This is a genomic window from Neomesorhizobium albiziae (assembly GCF_900114255.1).
In the GTDB taxonomy this organism is placed as follows: domain Bacteria; phylum Pseudomonadota; class Alphaproteobacteria; order Rhizobiales; family Rhizobiaceae; genus Neomesorhizobium; species Neomesorhizobium albiziae.
Genome location: NZ_FOSL01000002.1, coordinates 469,685 through 486,823, shown reverse-complemented (window position 1 = coordinate 486,823; position 17,139 = coordinate 469,685). Strand labels below are relative to the sequence as shown.

18 protein-coding genes are annotated in these 17,139 nt (G+C 63.8%); 14 read left to right on the top strand and 4 right to left on the bottom strand.

The window, feature by feature from the left end:
• Positions 1–45: 45 nt before the first annotated feature.
• Entirely contained in the window at positions 46–1,044 is a 999-nt protein-coding gene (locus F3H98_RS05970) for a Tim44 domain-containing protein (protein WP_149759188.1), read from the bottom strand.
• 282 nt (positions 1,045–1,326) lie between these two features.
• Here F3H98_RS05970 and F3H98_RS05965 point away from each other — a divergent pair, with 282 nt between their 5' ends.
• From F3H98_RS05965 to F3H98_RS05905, 14 genes are all read left to right on the top strand, one after another.
• Positions 1,327–2,997 carry an amidohydrolase gene (locus tag F3H98_RS05965; RefSeq protein ID WP_188130340.1) on the top strand — a complete coding sequence of 557 codons (1,671 nt, stop codon included), beginning with the start codon at positions 1,327–1,329 and terminating at the stop codon, positions 2,995–2,997.
• Between the two features lie 125 nt (positions 2,998–3,122).
• Positions 3,123–4,226, top strand: a complete 1,104-nt coding sequence (locus tag F3H98_RS05960; protein WP_149759313.1) for an ABC transporter ATP-binding protein — start codon at positions 3,123–3,125, stop codon at positions 4,224–4,226.
• Positions 4,227–4,229: 3 nt separating this feature from the next.
• Entirely contained in the window at positions 4,230–5,150 is a 921-nt protein-coding gene (locus F3H98_RS05955) for an ABC transporter permease (protein ID WP_149759186.1), read from the top strand.
• The gene (locus tag F3H98_RS05950) at positions 5,143–5,943 is read left to right on the top strand and encodes an ABC transporter permease (protein ID WP_149759185.1); all 801 of its coding nucleotides are present in this window, start codon (positions 5,143–5,145) and stop codon (positions 5,941–5,943) included. The genes F3H98_RS05955 and F3H98_RS05950 overlap by 8 nt, the downstream gene beginning before the upstream one ends.
• 17 nt (positions 5,944–5,960) lie before the next feature.
• Complete coding sequence (locus F3H98_RS05945; RefSeq protein ID WP_149759184.1) at positions 5,961–6,995, top strand: ABC transporter substrate-binding protein; 1,035 nt, start codon at positions 5,961–5,963, stop codon at positions 6,993–6,995.
• Between the two features lie 347 nt (positions 6,996–7,342).
• A complete protein-coding gene (locus F3H98_RS05940; RefSeq protein ID WP_149759183.1) occupies positions 7,343–7,795 on the top strand; it encodes a Ros/MucR family transcriptional regulator in 453 nt (150 codons plus the stop codon).
• 213 nt (positions 7,796–8,008) lie between these two features.
• Positions 8,009–8,158, top strand: a complete 150-nt coding sequence (locus F3H98_RS30990; protein WP_188130339.1) for a hypothetical protein — start codon at positions 8,009–8,011, stop codon at positions 8,156–8,158.
• Positions 8,155–8,661: a hypothetical protein gene (locus tag F3H98_RS05935; RefSeq protein ID WP_188130338.1), complete on the top strand. Its 507-nt coding sequence runs from the start codon at positions 8,155–8,157 to the stop codon at positions 8,659–8,661. Before F3H98_RS30990 ends, F3H98_RS05935 begins: the two co-directional genes overlap by 4 nt.
• Positions 8,662–8,671: 10 nt before the next feature.
• Complete coding sequence (locus F3H98_RS05930) at positions 8,672–9,973, top strand: imelysin family protein (RefSeq protein ID WP_149759182.1); 1,302 nt, start codon at positions 8,672–8,674, stop codon at positions 9,971–9,973.
• A 63-nt stretch (positions 9,974–10,036) separates the two neighbouring features.
• Positions 10,037–10,348: a bacterioferritin-associated ferredoxin gene (locus F3H98_RS05925; RefSeq protein WP_149759181.1), complete on the top strand. Its 312-nt coding sequence runs from the start codon at positions 10,037–10,039 to the stop codon at positions 10,346–10,348.
• Positions 10,314–10,805 (top strand): bacterioferritin, encoded by a 492-nt coding sequence (gene bfr / locus F3H98_RS05920; RefSeq protein ID WP_149759180.1) that lies wholly within the window; start codon positions 10,314–10,316, stop codon positions 10,803–10,805. Before F3H98_RS05925 ends, bfr begins: the two co-directional genes overlap by 35 nt.
• Positions 10,806–10,934: 129 nt before the next feature.
• Positions 10,935–12,428: a di-heme oxidoreductase family protein gene (locus tag F3H98_RS05915; protein ID WP_425294816.1), complete on the top strand. Its 1,494-nt coding sequence runs from the start codon at positions 10,935–10,937 to the stop codon at positions 12,426–12,428.
• Positions 12,428–13,507, top strand: coding sequence for an imelysin family protein (locus tag F3H98_RS05910; protein WP_149759178.1), 1,080 nt, complete (start codon positions 12,428–12,430; stop codon positions 13,505–13,507). Before F3H98_RS05915 ends, F3H98_RS05910 begins: the two co-directional genes overlap by 1 nt.
• 4 nt (positions 13,508–13,511) lie before the next feature.
• On the top strand, positions 13,512–14,603 hold the full coding sequence (locus tag F3H98_RS05905) for a DUF1513 domain-containing protein (protein ID WP_425294814.1): 1,092 nt from the start codon (positions 13,512–13,514) through the stop codon (positions 14,601–14,603).
• A gap of 8 nt (positions 14,604–14,611) precedes the next feature.
• On the opposite strand, the gene phnN is transcribed toward F3H98_RS05905, so the two are convergent.
• From phnN to F3H98_RS05890, 3 genes are read right to left on the bottom strand one after another with little or no spacing between them, the layout of a single operon-like run.
• Positions 14,612–15,244 (bottom strand): phosphonate metabolism protein/1,5-bisphosphokinase (PRPP-forming) PhnN, encoded by a 633-nt coding sequence (phnN, locus tag F3H98_RS05900; protein WP_149759176.1) that lies wholly within the window; start codon positions 15,242–15,244, stop codon positions 14,612–14,614.
• Positions 15,241–16,377 carry an alpha-D-ribose 1-methylphosphonate 5-triphosphate diphosphatase gene (locus F3H98_RS05895; protein ID WP_149759175.1) on the bottom strand — a complete coding sequence of 379 codons (1,137 nt, stop codon included), beginning with the start codon at positions 16,375–16,377 and terminating at the stop codon, positions 15,241–15,243. Before F3H98_RS05895 ends, phnN begins: the two co-directional genes overlap by 4 nt.
• Position 16,378: 1 nt before the next feature.
• Positions 16,379–17,086, bottom strand: coding sequence for a DUF1045 domain-containing protein (locus F3H98_RS05890; RefSeq protein ID WP_149759174.1), 708 nt, complete (start codon positions 17,084–17,086; stop codon positions 16,379–16,381).
• Positions 17,087–17,139: the final 53 nt, after the last annotated feature.

Here is a 17,139-nt window from a genome sequence, read left to right as displayed (position 1 = left end):
AAGGCCGCGCTCTGCAGCGCGGCCTTTTTGTCGTTTGACTGCGGCTTAGGCTTCCTGGATCGCCGAGAGCTGCCAGTTGCCGCCATTCTGGCGGGTAAACGTCCACAGTTCTGTGGTTTCCGTCGGCTCGTTTTCGTCGCCGTCCACGACCTCGCCGGTCGCCCGGTTCCGGGTCACGTCGATCGAAGAGTAGTTCATGGCGGCCGTGGCGTAGTCGCGGTCGCCTTCGCTCCAGGCTTCGGCAATGTCCGCCTGCAGCAGCTGCACGTCGGTCACGTCGTTGCGCACGCCGTTCTGGGCATTGTCCGCCAGTTCCTCTGACAGGTACGAAACCATCTCGGGGGTCACCAGCTGGCGCAGCGCCTTGTGGTCCTCGCGCCCGAAGGCTTCCTGCACCTCGGTCAGCATGCGCTGGAAGGTGTCGAGATCGTCCTGCGCGACCGAGATTTCCTTGCTCACGGGCTGCTGCGGGGCAGCTTCAGTGCGACCGCCGCCGATGTTGGGAATGCTGAAGGAGCGGTTGCCGCCGGTCCTGCCGGCATCTGCCGGAGCAGCATCGCGATAGGAGAAGTTACCGCCGCCAGCCGGCGCGCCGGCCATCGCCGGTTGCTGCGAGCGCGCCTGCTGCGAGCGGAACAGCCGGATGACAAGCCAGATGACGCCACCGATCAGAAGGCCCTGCAGCAGCAGGCCGAACATGCCGGCGAGGCCGCCGAAACCCTGGCCGAGCAGCAGGCCGATCAGGCCGCCCAGCATCAGGCCGCGCAGCATCGAGCCGCCGAAGCCGTTCATGAAGCCGGGACGCTGCGGGCTGGCCTGGGGCTGGCGCGCCGCGTTGGTGGGGCCGGTGTTGGGGGTCATCGAGCGCTCGACGGGTGCGGCCGGCTGCGGCGCCGTCCTGGTCGGCGGGGCCGACTGGAAGGTGCGCGTGCCGCGGCTGCCGAAGCTGCCGCCCCGGCGCGCCTCCGCCTGGTCGACTGCAACCATCGAAAATGCAAGGAAAAGCCCCGCAAAAAGCGTGGCAATTCGGGTCGTTCGAGACATCGTCACAGGCGCTTCCTCGTATGGCGGTAAATGTCCGCCCTCATATAATGACTAACAACCGTAGTGTCAGGGTTAGTCGCCGGGTTTTTGGAAAAATCTTTCTGGAAAGCATCAACGCATTGAATCGAAACGGTTTTAGTTGCATCTCGGGTCGTTCTCGCTTGTTTGGGGAGCTTTTGCGGCTGCTTGAACAGCTGCTTGGCTGGGCCAAGCGACGAAGCCTTGCTGACCGGGCCGGCCTTCGACTAGCCTGAGCTACTTTCATCCAGCCCCATGGTAATCATGAATTTGCAAGTCGCCGACCTGATCGTCACCAACGCCCGCATCATCACCATGGATGACGATCGACCTGCGGCCGAGGCGATTGCGATCAAGGACGGGCTGGTCGCCGCGGCAGGCAGCGCCGCGGAGATCGCCGGATGGAAAGGCGCCGGCACCAAAATCGTCGATGCCGCGGGCGGCTCGGTGCTGCCCGGCTTCATCGAAGCGCATATGCATCTTTTCTCCGGTGCAGCCGAACTCGCGCATCTGCAACTCGCGGGCGTTGCCGGGTTCGACGCCCTGCGCGATGCCATCCGCGCCTATGCGGCATCGCGTCCGGACGCGACCATGCTGGTCGGACAAGGCGTCGACTACTCGGTGCTTGGCAAGGGCGTGCGGGTGACGCGCCACCATCTCGACAGCATTCTTCCGGACCGCCCCTTCCTGATGGCGGCGCCCGATCATCACACCGCCTGGGCGAACACCAGGGCGCTGGAAACCGCCGGCATCCTCAACGGGAGGATGCTCGGGCCCGGCAACGAGATCGTCATGGGCGCGGACGGGTTGGCCGAGGGCGAGTTGCGCGAGGGCGAGGCGTTCGGTCCCGTGCTCGCGCTCGCCGGAGAAGAGCGCGTGCGGCTCGGCCTCTCGACCGGCGGCGAGCCCAACCCGATGCCGTCCGCCGCCGAGCGCGAAGCTGACCGCGCCATCATGCGGCGCGGACTCGCCTGGTGCTCCCGCCACGGCATTACCTCGATCCAGAACATGGACGGCAATTTCTACCAGCTCGAACTTCTGTCGGAGATCGAGGCCGAAGGCGGGCTGATCTGTCGTACCCAGATTCCCTTCCACTACAAGAACTTCATGACGCTCGACATGCTGGAAAAGGCCTCGCGGATGGCCGAGCGCTACACCGGCGAATGGCTGTCGTCGGGCATGGTCAAGGTGTTCTACGACGGCGTCCTGGATTCCTGGACGGCAGTGATGATCGAGCCCTATGCCGACAGGCCTGACTGGCGCGGCGAGCCGCTGTTTTCGCCGCAACAATTTGCCGAGCTCGCCATTGAGGCCGACCGGCGCGGCCTGCAGATCGCCGTCCACGCGATCGGCGACGGCGCGGTCCGTGCCGTGCTTGACGGCTACCAGGCGGCGCAAGAGGTCAATGGCGCACGCGACAGCCGCCACAGGATCGAACACATCGAGGTGACGACCGCCGCCGATGTGCCGCGCTTCGCCGAACTTGGCGTGATCGCCTCGATGCAGCCGCCGCATCCTCCGGGCGCGATGGGCTTTCCGCTCGAACCCACCATATCGATGATCGGGCGCGCTCGCTGGCCGTGGAGCTATGCGTGGCGCACGCTGAAAGAAGCGGGCGCACATGTGGTTTTCGCGTCCGACTGGCCGGTGTCGCCGATCGATCCCATCCTGGGCATCCAGGCGGCAGTGCTGCGCAAACCGTGGGCCGAAGGCGATCCCGACCAGAGTTTCTCCCTGCACGAGGCGATTGCCACCTATACGGTCGAGGGCGCCTATGCGGAGTTTGCCGAAGATCGAAAGGGCCGGCTGAAACCCGGCTATCTCGCCGATCTCGTGGTGCTGTCGGGGGATATCGAGGCGACGCCGCCGGAGCGACTGCACGAACTCCATCCTGTGACCACAATCTGCGGTGGCAGGATAAGCTACCAGGCGTGACGACGGCATGGTGCGAACTTTCTGAATCCTGATTCAGGCGGGTTGCCAAGCCGCACCGCATGTGGTGACAATCCGAGAAAACAATCTTGCCGCGGGGGAAAGCGGCCAAACTGTGGGGCGTCTGCGTGCCGGACTTGCCGGGTAAGAATGCGATCGAGGTTCGGGGCGTTCGCAAGGTTTTCGGAGCCGGGGAGGCGCAGATCGCTGCGCTCGACTCGGTTTCTGTTTCGATCCGCGAAAACGAGTTTTTCACGCTTCTGGGCCCTTCCGGTTGCGGAAAGACGACGCTGCTCAGGCTGATCGCCGGATTCGACTTTCCCAGTGAAGGCGAAATCCTGCTCTATGGCGACGATATCGCGCCGCTGCCGCCGTTCAAGCGGCCGGTGAACACGGTGTTCCAGTCCTACGCGCTGTTTCCGCATATGACGGTGGCGGAGAATATCGGTTTCGGCCTGGAGATGTTGGGCAAGCCGAAGGCCGAGATCGGGGCGCGCGTCGCCGCCATGCTGAAGCTGGTGAAGATGGAGCAGCTCGCCAAGCGGCGCACCAGCCAGATCTCGGGCGGCCAGCAGCAGCGTGTCGCCCTGGCGCGGGCGCTGGCGCCGCAGCCGAAGGTGCTGTTGCTCGACGAACCGCTGTCGGCGCTCGACTACAAGCTGCGCAAGGAAATGCAAATCGAATTGAAGCGCCTGCAGAATGAGACGGGCATCACCTTCATCTTCGTCACCCACGATCAGGAAGAGGCGCTTGCCATGTCGGACCGCATCGCGGTCATGTCGTCGGGCAAGATCCTTCAGGTGGGTTCGCCCTGGGATATCTACGACCGCCCGGCGGTGCGCTTCGTCGCCGACTTCATCGGGGAGACGAATTTCCTCGATGCCGAAGTGGTTTCCGTGAGCGGCGACCGCGCCACGGTGAAACTGTCGTCGGGTTCCGCAATCAAGGCGACCTTTCCGGCCGGCACCATGCCTGCCGGCAAGGTCACCATCGTGGTGAGGCCGGAACATGCCGAGGTCATGCCGGCCGGCGCCCGGGCGCCCGTTCTCGGCGGCATCATCGAAAACATCGTCTATCTCGGCACCGATACGCATTTCCACGTGAAGCTGGCTGACGGTCCGCCTTTCATCGTGCGCCAGCAGAACAGCAAGAGCGGGCCGTGCGGCTTTGACAAGGGCGAGAACGTCGGCATCGAGATCAGCAGCGATGTCGCGCAGATCCTGAAGGATTGACCGATGGCAAGCGCCGCTGAGCTGGCCAAGACCCGAGCGCGCCGCGACGTGCGAAACCGCTGGCTGCTTTCGGCGCCGGCTCTGCTCATCATCCTGCTTGCCGCAACCGGCCCGCTGCTGATCGTGCTTGTCTATTCCTTCCTGGCGCCGGGCGCCTATGGCGACGTGAAGTGGCAGTTTTCAACGGATGCGTGGGTGTCGGTGCTGCTTGAGCGCGATATTTTCGACGACACGCTTTCGATCGCAGACGCGCATCTGTCGATCTTCTGGCGTTCGGTCAAACTGGCGCTGGGCACGACCTTGCTGACGCTGCTGTTCGGCTTCCCCACCGCCTATTTCATCGCCACGCGGCCGGAGCGGATGCGCGAGGTCTGGCTGTTCCTGATCACCATTCCGTTCTGGACCAACCTCCTGATCCGCACTTTCGCCGTGCTCGAGATCATCCGCAACGAAGGCGTGGTCAACAAGGTGCTGCTGGCGACCGGCGTGGTCGAACAGCCCGTGCAGATGCTGTTCACCGACTTCGCCATCATGGTGGGCATGGTCTATGTCTACCTGCCGCTGATGGTGCTGCCGCTCTACGCCAGCATGGAAAAGCTCGACTTCCGGCTGATCGAGGCCGGCTACGACCTTTACGCCACGCGTTTCAAGGTCTTGCGGCGCATCATCTTCCCGCTGGTCAAGCCGGGCGTCATCGCCGGTTCGATCCTGGTCTTCATCCCGTCGCTCGGCGCTTATGTGACGCCCAGCATCCTCGGCGGCGGCAAGAACCTGATGCTTGGCAACCTGATCGAGCTGCAGTTCGGGCAGGGCCGCAACTGGCCGCTGGGCGCGGCACTGTCGATCACGCTGATGGCGGTCGTCATGGTGGCGCTGCTCGCCTATGTCCGCAACGCAGGCGATTCCGAGGTACGGCATGGCTAGGCCGTTTTCCATCCGGCATCAGACCGGCTTCACGGCAATCGCGGTGATCTGCTTCGCAGCGCTCTACGCGCCGATCGCCATCCTGGTGATCTATGCCTTCAACGCCGGCACGTCGATCGCCGACTGGGAGGGCTTTTCGCTGCGCTGGTTCGTTGCCGCCTGGAACAACAGCCAGGTGATCGAGGTCTCCATCCGTTCCCTGCAGATCGCAGCGGCGGCGGCGGTGATGGCGACCATCGTCGCGACCATGGCAGCGCTTGCCACCACCCGTACGGCACCCTATCCCGGCCTTACCCTCAAATATGCCTTCATCAACCAACCGCTGATGGTGCCGGAAATCGTCACCGCGGTCGCCCTTCTGATCTTCTTCTCCCGCATCAAGGTGGCGACCGGCTATTCCGGCCTCGGCTACCTGATCGCCGCGCACACCGCCTTCTGCATCCCCTTCGCCTATCTGCCGATCCGGGCGCGGCTGGAAAGCATGGACCTGACGCTGGAGCGCGCCGCCGCCGATCTCTACGCCACGCCGTGGCAGACGTTCCGGCGCATCACCCTGCCGCTGTTGTGGCCCGGCATCCTGGCCGGGCTGATGCTGACCTTCGTCATCTCGCTGGACGACGTCGTCATCACAAATTTCGTCAAGTCCGGCGGCCAGGATACGTTGCCGACCTACATGCTCGGGCAGCTGAGGCGCGCCATCACGCCTGAAATGAACGCGATCTCGACCGTATTCCTGCTGATATCGGTTGGCATCGTCACACTGTTTTTCTTCATCAGCAGAAAACGGAACTGACAATGGGAGCAAGAAACATGAACTGGAAGATCACCGCGACGGCCATGGGCCTTGCGCTGCTGGCGTCGACCGGCATCGCGGGGGCCGAGGGCGTGCTCAACATCTACAATTGGGGCAACTACACCAGCCCCGACATGATCAAGAAGTTCGAGGCCGCCAACAATGTGAAGGTGACCATCACCGACTACGATTCCAACGACACCGCGCTGGCCAAGATCCGTCAGGGCGGGCACGGCTTCGATGTCGTCGTGCCGTCGCAGAACTACATCCCGATCTGGATCGAGGAAGGCCTGCTGCTGGAGACGCGCCCCGACCAGATGGAGAATTTCAAGAACGTCGCCGAGGAATGGAAGAACCCCGATTTCGACCCCGGCCGTCATTATACGGTGCCATGGGCGATGGGCACCGTCGGCGTCGTGGTGAATACCGACGTCTACAAGGGCGACATCAACACCTGGGGCATCGTCTTCGACACCCCCGACGAACTGAAGGGCAAGGTCAACGTCGTCCCCGAGATGACCGACGTGATCGACGCCGCGGTGCTCTATAACGGCGGCACGAAATGCACCGGCGACAAGGAAATCCTCAAGAAGGTGCGCGATACGCTGGTGGCGGCCAAGCCCAACTGGGTGGCGATGGAATACGGCACCATCGAGAAAATGGGCTCGGGCGACTTCGCCGCGTCAAGCGACTGGAACGGCTCGGCGTTGCGCCAGCGACTGAAGAATCCAGCCATCCGCTACGGCTATCCCAAGGAAGGCTTCGTCAACTGGAGCGACAACGTTGCCGTCCTCAAGGACGCCAAGAACGTCGAGAACGCCAAGCTGTTCCAGAACTTCATGATGGATCCGGAAAGCGCCGGCATGAATTCGGGCTTCCACCGCTACGCCAACGGCATCGCCGGCTCCGACAAGTTCATGCCTGACGACATGAAGGGCGCGCCGGAGGTCGAGGTGCCGGCGGAGTACAAATCGCTCGGCGTTGCGTCGCAGACCTGCCCGCCGGAGGTTCAGGAGCTCTACACCAGGATCTGGACCGAACTGCAGAAATGACCTGCAACGGCCCCGGTGCGAGGCTGCCGGGGCCGTCCGCTCAACAAGTTGATTCGCTTGGGGCGGCTGAGCTGGATAGAATTCAGGCGGCAAAACCGACGAGTACGGTAAATGCGCCAGCCGCCACCACAAGCAAACCGAGCGCAATCATCGACCGCTTCCTCCAGGAAGGTGGCGGAGCGTCCCAGTTATAGCTCATTGCTTGTCCTTCGATCGCGTCTAACTGCGCAATGGTTAGGGCGACATGGTGAACAAAAGCTTACTCATAAGATAGTCATAGACATCTATGAGATTGTCGCCGCCTGTGTTATCGGTTGCAATCGTTTTCATCGGAGTAGTCTGGAAGCATGAGCCAACATTCCGCCGTTGCCAGAAATGTCGCCGTCGCCGCTGATATCGTGGCGGCTTACGTCTCCCACAATTCGGTTCCGTTGCCGATGCTCACCGGCCTGATCGCCGACGTCCACCAGGCCCTGCTGGGCTTGCGGACGGGCCACCAGCCGACTTTGGCGCCGCCGGTTCCGGCGGTTCCGGTCAAGCGATCGATCCATCCCGACTACCTCATCTGCCTGGAGGACGGGAAAAAATTCAAATCGCTCAAGCGGCACCTCAGAAGCCACTATGAAATGACCCCTGACGACTACCGCCGGAAATGGGAGTTGCCGGCGGATTATCCGATGGTGGCGCCGAACTACGCGGCTCGCCGATCGGAGCTGGCGCGGGGTATCGGGCTCGGCCAGGTCGCCGCTCCTCCGCCGCCCAAACCGACGCGGAAGCCGCGTGCCAAGCAGGTTGGATGACCGAGCGCGCGCCGCCTTCACCTGCGAATGGCGGCGCCAGCTCACACGTGAAAGTTGACCTGTATAGTTTAGAATAATTCTAACCTATTGATTTAAAGTACATTTTCTTTCAGTTATGTTGACTTTGGCGCCGACAGGCGCTTTATGACGTGGCGCTTAAAAGGCGCATCCCTTTGATGTCTGGGCCTTGAACCCTTTCGATTGGAGGACGTCATGTCTCCGTTTTGCGAGCCGCGCCTGCGCGCGGCCTCCCCGACTACCCACCGGCTGTTCGGCCGGTCCGCACCCGCCGGCAAGACCGGCCGCTCGACCGCACGGCAAGCCTTGCGGCTACCTGCGATGCAGCTTCGGGAGCAGCATTGACGGTGCGCATTTCCGATTTCGATCCGCATGAAGGCTGCTATTTCGAACGCCCGCCCGAAAAGCTGGTGCTCGAAGGCTATCGCCGCTGGATGGCCGGTTTCGAGACCGGCTCGGTGACGCCCTGGGAAATGACCTTCTCGCTCTACACAGGCATGCTCGGCGCGGCGGAAGGACGCAGGGCGCTTTCCGAGCTTTCGCATTTCGTGCGCACGCTTCGCCAATGCGCGGCATGCCCGCTGCGCAGCTTCCCGTTCGGCGCCCATCACATCTGCCGCGACGAATGCCTGACGCTCGGGTTGATCGCCGGCCTGCAGCATGGCGATGAGGCGGCCGCGCTCACCTGCCTGCGCAACATGTCCTGCCCCGGCCGCAGCCGCGAGATCGGCGAGGCCGCGGGCAGCTTTGCCGATACGCTGGCCGGTCTGCAGCAGATCCTGCTGCCGATCCCAAGGCATGCCATTGAAGACGTTTTGTCACGCGCCCCGCGCGCGACGGTTCACTGAGGAGAGGACAATGAGCATCGGCCTGACCAGACATTCCGGAAGACTGGCGGCGGTTGCCGCGACGGCGGTGCTGACCGCGGCGATCTTCGTGCTGCCGGCAAAGGCTGCCGGCGCCGATCCGAAAGCCGTACTCACCACCTATTCCGACATCGCGCTGGCGAAATACGAAGACGCGCTCACCACGGCAAAGGCGCTCGACACCGCCGTGGACGCGCTGATCGCGACGCCGTCCGAGGAAACGCTGAAGGCGGCGCGCGAGGCCTGGAAGGCAGCGCGCATCCCCTACCAGCAGACCGAGGTCTACCGCTTCGGCAATGCCATCGTCGACGACTGGGAAGGCCGGGTAAACGCCTGGCCGCTCGACGAAGGCCTGATCGACTATGTCGACAAGAGCTACGGCACCGAATCCGACGAAAACACACTTTACACCGCCAATGTGATCGCCAACCCGTCGATCGAGATCAACGGCGAGAAAATTGATGCCTCGAAGATCACGCCGGAACTCCTGTCCGGCACGCTGCAGGAAGCCGGCGATATCGAGGCGAATGTCGCAACCGGTTACCATGCGATCGAATTCCTGCTGTGGGGCCAGGATCTCAACGGCACCAAGGCCGGCGCCGGCAACCGGCCCTACACCGACTACGACACCAGGAACTGCACCGGCGGCAATTGCGACCGCCGCGCACAGTATCTGGCCGCAGCTTCAGATCTGCTGGTCGCCGATCTTCAGGAAATGGTCGGCAATTGGGGCGCCGACGGTGCTGCCCGCAAAAACCTGCTCGACGGCGATCCCAAGGCCGGCATCTCGACCATCCTCACTGGCATGGGCTCGTTGTCCTACGGCGAACTGGCCGGCGAACGCATGAAGCTCGGCCTGTTGCTGCACGATCCGGAGGAAGAGCATGATTGTTTCTCCGACAATACCCATATCTCGCATCTGTACGACGCGGTCGGCATCCGTGACGCCTATCGCGGCAGCTACAAGCGCGTCGACGGCAGCGTGGTCGAAGGGGCATCGGTTTCTGCGATGGTCAAGGAAGCCGACGCGGCAGTCGACACGGAGCTTGCCGGCAAGCTCGACGCCACAGTCGCCAAGATGGAAGCCATCCAGGCGCGTGCCGTCGGCGGCGAGGCCTACGACCAGCAGATCGGCGAAGGCAACGCGGAAGGCAATGCCACCGTGCAGGCGGCAATCGACGCCCTGGTCGACCAGACCAAGTCGATCGAACGCGCCGTCGCCGCACTGAAACTCGATACGATCGCCTTCGAGGGATCGGACAGCCTCGACGCGCCGGACAAGGTCTTCCAGTAAGGCTCCGAGCGCCAACACCAGCCAAACGGCGCCCCGGCGCCGTCAGCCACTCCAGAGTATGAAATGCTGATCTGCCACTGCAATCTCATCACCGAAAAGGAGATCGAAGAGACGATCGTCCAGCTTCTCGATCAGGATCCCTGGACCCTGATCGTGCCCGCCAAAGTCTACCATACGCTGCAAAAGCGAGGACGCTGTTGCGGCTGCTTCCCAAATGTGGTCGAAACGATCATTCGGGTTACCGAGAACTACCACTCGCGTTCGGAGGCGAACGGAGAGGATGTCGTTTCACACCTGGACCGCGTGCGCGGATTGCGGGTCCAATACGGGAGCATTACCCATGAAAGGCGAAAAGCAGATCATCGAGCGGCTTAACGAGGCTCTGTTTCTGGAGCTCGGCGCCGTCAACCAGTACTGGTTGCATTACCGCCTTCTTGAAGACTGGGGCTACATCAAGCTGGCCAAGAAAGAACGTGCCGAATCGATCGAGGAAATGCACCACGCCGACAAGATCGTGGCGCGCATCATCTTCCTCGAAGGCCATCCGAACCTGCAATCGGTAGCGCCGCTTCGGATCGGCCAGAACGTCAAGGAAGTGCTGGAATCCGACCTTGCCGGTGAATACGACGCGCGCACTTCGTACAAGAAATCGCGCGAGATCTGCCAGGAACTGGGTGACTACGTGACCATGCAACTGTTCGAGGAACTGTTGAGCGACGAGGAAGGCCACATCGACTTCCTCGAGACGCAGCTCGATCTGCTCGCCTCCATAGGCGAGGAGAAATACGGCCTGCTCAACGCTGCCTCGGCGGACGAGGCGGAAGGACACTAAGGACATGCGGGCATGCGGCGCGCCCTGAGTATTCTGCGCCGCAGGCGAGACGGTACCTTCTCCCCGTTCCCGGGGAGAAGGTGGCCTGCAGGATTGGCGCGTGTCGTGTCGACCGGCGCATTCGTCTGGATGTTCGCGATTGTCCCCGGCACGGCCGGGTCGCCCGAACTTCCAAACCTCCCCACCTCCCGCACCGATCTGTCGGCTGAAGACCTCGCCCGCGTCACTGCCATCACCAGGCCGACGACGGATTTTTCGAAGCCGGAACAGTTCGAGCCTATGCAGGGCGGCGCCGGAACCTCGCGCAAGCGCATCAACCAGGACGCCTTCTCGCAATCGTCTGCCAACCTGACCTTCGAGGAAGAGGGTACGTTCAAGCTCGGCAACGGGCTTTTCCGCAAGCTGTGGGTATCTTCGCCCTCCTCGACGCAGGCCTCCGACGGACTGGGGCCGCTGTTCAACGCGCGTGCCTGCCAGAGCTGCCACCTGAAGGACGGCCGCGGGCATCCGCCGGAAGGCAACGCGGACGCCACGTCCATGTTTTTCCGGCTGGCGCGGCAGGCCGAGACCGAGGAAGAGAAACAGGCGCTTGCCGACCGAAAGGTTCTCAACTTCCCCGACCCGGTCTATGGCGGCCAGTTGCAGGACCTTGCCGTGCCGGGGCTCGCCGGCGAGGGCCGGATGACGATCTCCTATGAGGAGATACCGGTCAGGCTCGCAGACGGAACGGCCCTGTCGCTGCGCAAGCCGGCTTATGGCCTGACCGACCTTGCCAGTGGCCCGCTGGATGCCGGCACGACCTTGTCGCCGCGGGTGACGCCGCAGATGATCGGCCTGGGACTGGTCGAGCAGATCCACCCCGCCGACATCCTCGCCAAGGCCGACCCCGACGACAGGAACGGCGACGGCATTTCCGGCAGGCCGTCGATCGTGCGCGACGAACTCAGCGGTGAACTGACGCTCGGGCGTTTCGGCTGGAAAGCGCAGACGCCGTCGATCCGCCAGCAATCGGCCGATGCGTTTGCAGGCGACATCGGTATTTCAACGCCGGAAGTGCCGAAACACTGGGGCGATTGCACCGAGGCCGAGAAGGAGTGCCTTGCGCTGCCCAACGGCGTGCAGGAGCGGCTGGGAGCGGTCGAGGCCCCGCCGCCGGTGATGGACCTCGTTACCTTCTATTCGCAGAACCTCGCGGTGCCGGTGCGGCGCGACGTCGGCAACGCCGACGTGCTTGCCGGCAAGAAGGTCTTTTATGAACTCGGCTGCGCCTCCTGCCACACTCCGAAGTTCGTCACCCGGCGCGACGCTCCCAACAAGGCGCAGGCCTTCCAGCTGATCTGGCCGTATTCCGATTTCCTGCTTCACGATCTGGGCGAGGGGCTGGCGGACGGGCAAACCGTGGGCGATGCCAGCGGCACGGAATGGCGGACACCGCCGCTGTGGGGCATCGGATTGACCAAGCGTGTCAACGGGCACACATTTTTCCTGCATGACGGCCGCGCCCGCAACCTGACCGAAGCGATCCTCTGGCACGGCGGCGAAGCACAGAAGGCGCGCGACAGCTTTGCAGCGCTTGCCGGCAGGGAACGCGAGGCGCTGGTCAAATTCCTGGAGTCGCTTTGATGCTGCGGACCTTTTCGGCCATGGCCACCGGCCTCCTCCTGCTGTCAGCCGTCCCGGCAGGCGCGGCCAGCCTCGACAGCAAGGCAATCGTGTCGCGCAGCGTCGCGGATTTCGTGCGGCCCGGCTATGTCCGGTTTCACGACGCGACTACCGCGCTGGACAAGGCCGCCGCCAGCCTCTGCAAGGCTCCGTCGGAAGCGTCGCTCGAAGCCGCGCGCACTGCTTTCTCCTCGGCAATCGACTCCTGGTCGCAAATCGAAATCATCCGCTTCGGACCAGTGACGGAAAAAAACCGGCTGGAGCGCATTCTCTTTTGGCCGGACCGCAAGAGCATTGGCCTCAAGCAGGTTCAGGCGGCATTGGCAGAGAGAGACCGGACCGCCAGCGATGCGAAAGAACTCGCCGGCAAGAGCGTCGCCATGCAAGGGCTGGGTGCGCTGGAGTTCGTCCTCTACGGGACGGGCGCCGAGGAACTGTCCGGCCAGGCGGGGGCGTTCCGCTGCGCCTATGGCGCGGCGATCTCGAAAAATCTCGACGACATGGCTGGTGAACTTGCGGCTGAATGGGCCGGTCCGACGGGTTTTTCGGCGAAATGGCAGGGGTTCGGAGATCAAAATCCGCTCTATCGCAACGCGGACGAGGCGCTTACCGAGCTGCTGGAAGTTTTTGTCAACGGCCTGGAACTGATCCGCGACCAGCGGCTCGGCGGCTTCCTCGGCGACACGGAAAATGCCGACAAGCCGAAGCAGGCGCTGTTCTGGCGCTCCGGCAAAACCGCCGACGCGCTCAAGGGCAATATGGAGGGCTTGAAGGCGCTGTTCGATGCCTCCGGCATCGGGCCGGCGCTGCCGGAACCATCGCGCTGGATCGCCCAGTCGGCGAACTTCGAGTTGGGCAATGCTATCAACGCTGCCGAAGCGGCGAAGGGACCGGTCGATGCCGCGCTGGCCAATCCCGAGAAACGCGGCAAGTTCGCTTATTTCGGCGTCGTCACGTCGAGCCTTTCGGAGATTTTCGGCACCCGGCTGGCGACCGAACTCGGACTAACCGCTGGCTTCTCCTCGCTTGATGGAGACTAAGGCAATGCGCCTCATCGACCGCCGCGTATTCCTCAAGGCCGCCGGCGCCGGGTTTGTGGCGTCGCTTTCGCCGCAAGCCGTGCATGCGGTAGAAGCGGCGGAAGCGGTTTTCGCCACCGCCTATCAGACGCGTGACGGCGCATATGGCGTGGCGGTGCTGTCTGAAGACCGCAAAATAGTCTTTTCGGCCGACCTGCCCGACCGCGGCCACGATGTGACCTTCGATCCGGTGTCGCAGCGGGCGGTGGTGTTCGCGCGGCGGCCTGGCACCTTCGCGGTCGTATTCGATCACACAAAACGTAAGCAACTACTAACTATTGCAAGCGTCGAAGGCCGACACTTCTTCGGCCACGGCGTGTTCTCGCCGGACGGCAGACTGCTCTACGCCACCGAAAACGATTATGAAAACGCCGCCGGCATGATCGGCGTCTACGACGCCACCGACAGCTTTCGTCGCGTCGGAGAGTTTCCGACGCACGGCATGGACCCGCACGAACTCCTGCTGATGCCGGACGGCAGGACGCTGGCGATCGCCAATGGCGGCATCGAGACGCATCCGGACTTCGGCCGCGCCAAGCTCAATCTGTCGACCATGAAACCGTCGCTGGTGTTCGTCGACCGGACCAGCGGCGGCCTTATCGAAGAGCATCTTTTGCCGCCTGCGCTGCACCAGCTGTCGATCCGCCACATGGACATCGACGCGGCCGGCGCCGTCTGGTTCGGCTGCCAGTACGAAGGCCCGGCCGGCGACCGGCCGCTGCTGGTCGGCAAGGCGAAACCCGGCTCCGACCTGGCGCTGGTCGACATGCCGGAAGACGTGCTCGGCGGGCTGCGCAACTATGTCGGCTCGGTCGCCGCCAATCCGGCTGCCGGCACCGTTGCGGTGTCGTCGCCGCAGGGCAACAGCATGGCGGTCATCGACACCGCAACGGGCGCCGTGCGTTCATCGCTGTCGCTGAAGGAAGTCTGCGGCCTGGCGCCCGACCAGTCTGCCTTCATGGCGACGACCGGCGCCGGCGAAATCGTCGACCCGGAAGGCGGCGCCACCGAGATGCAGGACTATGTCTGGGACAACCACCTGCTGCGAATAATGTAAGCAATTGCTTACTGACTAAACGGCGCCACCGTATCCGCGTGGGCGATGGCCTTGCGGACTACCGTGATGAACTGCTCGCCGGCGTCTTCGCGCGCGCCGCTGTTGTCGATGGTGATGACGTCGGCGCCACGCTCCACCGGCGCGGTGCGGGCAAGCCTCGCCAGCACCTCGCCGCGCGATTCCCGACCGCGCGCCGCAAGCCGCTCCGCCAGCACTTCGTGCCGCGCGGTGATCTCCACGATGGCGACGGTGGCATAGCGCTCCCGCAGCGCCGGCAAGGCTCCGCGAGACAGATTGGCGATGGCGACGCGCCCATTGGCGATGGTCTTGTCGACCGACGCCGGCAGACCGTATTTCAAGCCGTGCGCGGTCCACGACAATGCGAAAGCGCCATGGCTTTCCGCTTCCTCGAAGGCGGCGTCGGCAAGGGTGTCGTGGTCTTCGGACGAGGCGTCGCTCGGCCGCGTGATGACACGGCGTACGAACTCGACGCCGCCCTCGTCGCGCAGCTTTTCGCGCGCGTAGTCCATGATCGTGTCCTTGCCCGCGCCGCTCGGGCCGACGACGGCAATGAAGACTCCGTTGCGCACCGGGAAGGCAGCGCCGGTCAGTTCGCGTTCGATCAAGGCCGAGACCATCATGCGACGCGGCGCCCCTCGCGCCAGACAGTACGCACGACCGGCACATGCTCGTCGACGCGCACGCGCACGAGGTCGGCGCGGCGGCCGTTCTCGATGACGCCACGATCGTCGAGGCCGACCGCTTCAGCAGGGTTTTTCGAGACCATCGCCACCGCCTGCGGCAGCGAGATGCCGTCGACCACCTCGCCGAGGAAGAAGGCCGACTGGATAAGGCTGAAAGGAATGTAGTCCGACGAAAGGATATCCAGCATGCCGCCTTCGGCAAGCGTGCGGGCCGAAACGTTACCGGAATGCGAGCCGCCGCGCATGACATTGGGCGCACCCATCAGCACGCCGAGCCCGGCCTGCTTGGAGGCGCGGGCGGCAGCTTCCGTGGTTGGGAACTCGGCGACGCGGATGCCCTGCTGCACCGCCTCCTCGACATGCGCAACCGTGGCGTCATCGTGGCTGGCGAGCACGATGCCGCGCGCCTGGCAGGCGGCGGCGATCGCGGCGCGATTGGCCGGCGAATTCGCTTCGGAATCGGCGACACGCCGCTCGCAGAAGATGCGGAACGCCTCGTCGGACATTTTCAGCTTGCCCTGATAGTAGATCGCGTATGCCTCGAGCTTGGCGAACTGCCGCTGGCCGGGCGCATGGTCCATCAGCGAAGCAAGCCTGACGCGTTCGTCGCCGTCGAAGAAGCCGAAACCCTCAAGGCAATCGGGCGCCGAGACTTCGCAGCGCAGATGAATGAAATGGTCGGCGCGTACGCGGTCCTTGCGGACGCTGTCCTCGATCGCGTCGGCGAGCTTGCGCATCTCCGCCGCGGTCATGTCGGAGTCTTCGTCAAGTCCCACCCGCAACGCATCGAACACGGTGGTGATGCCGGCGGTCGCCACCTGCGCATCATGCGCCAGCACGGCGGCGATGGGGTTCCAGCGCACTTTCGGGCGCGGCGCATAATGGCCTTCGAGGTGGTCGGTGTGGAGTTCGACGAGACCGGGAATGACATAATCGCCAGCCATGTCTTCGCCCGCCATGCCGCCCTCGGAGATGTCCGCGATCCTGCCGTCCCGGATCAGGATCGACCCCGTCAGCACCTCGTCGGCGAGCACGATGCGTGCATTCTTTAAAACTGTTTCAGCGGTCATCTCAGGCGGTCTTTCTTTCCCGCCGGGGACCCAGCGGATGGTATGATCGTATGTGGAAGGGGGCGCCAGGTTCCGGTTCGACGAAAAGCGCCATGCCGTCCACGGCGACAGGCTCGTCGAGCACGGCGCCGAAAAATTCCTCGATGGCGCCGCAGATGCGGGGCGCTTCGGCGTCGCTTACCCGGCCGGTCACCGTCATGTGGAAGCGGAACGCTTCGAACACATAGGGGTAACCCCACTGGTAGAGGTTTCGGAATTGCTGCGGGCTCAGTGAATCGGGGCTGCGCCGTTCGATCTCGGCCTCGGTGAGCGGGGCGCGGAAGCGCTCGAAGGCAGTCACGACGTCGTTGGCGAAGCTGTTGAGTTCCGCCGATGCCTGTTCGGGAACAAGGGCGAAAAAGCTGTCGATCTGCCGGGGCACCAGCCGCGGAATGACGACTGGCGTCACCGCTTCGGCGAAGACGTCCATGGCCTCGATCAACGACGCCTCGGTTTCGCCAGCGGCGAGCCGGAACGGCGCCTTCAGCGTGGCGTGGAAGCCGTAGCGGCGGGCGGCGGCGGTGTGGAAAGCGATTTCGGCAGGCGACAGGCGGCCGATCGCCGGCGCCGGAGCGGCAGCGCCGGTAAACGGATCGCGGCCCAGCCAATTCGCCGCAACGCGGGTCAGCGGGTCGTCACGTTCCGGGGTGAAATAGATTGCGTAGCGCATCGCGTTTCCTCGCCAGGCCGATGGCATAGGCGATTTGCATGACAGAATCACGA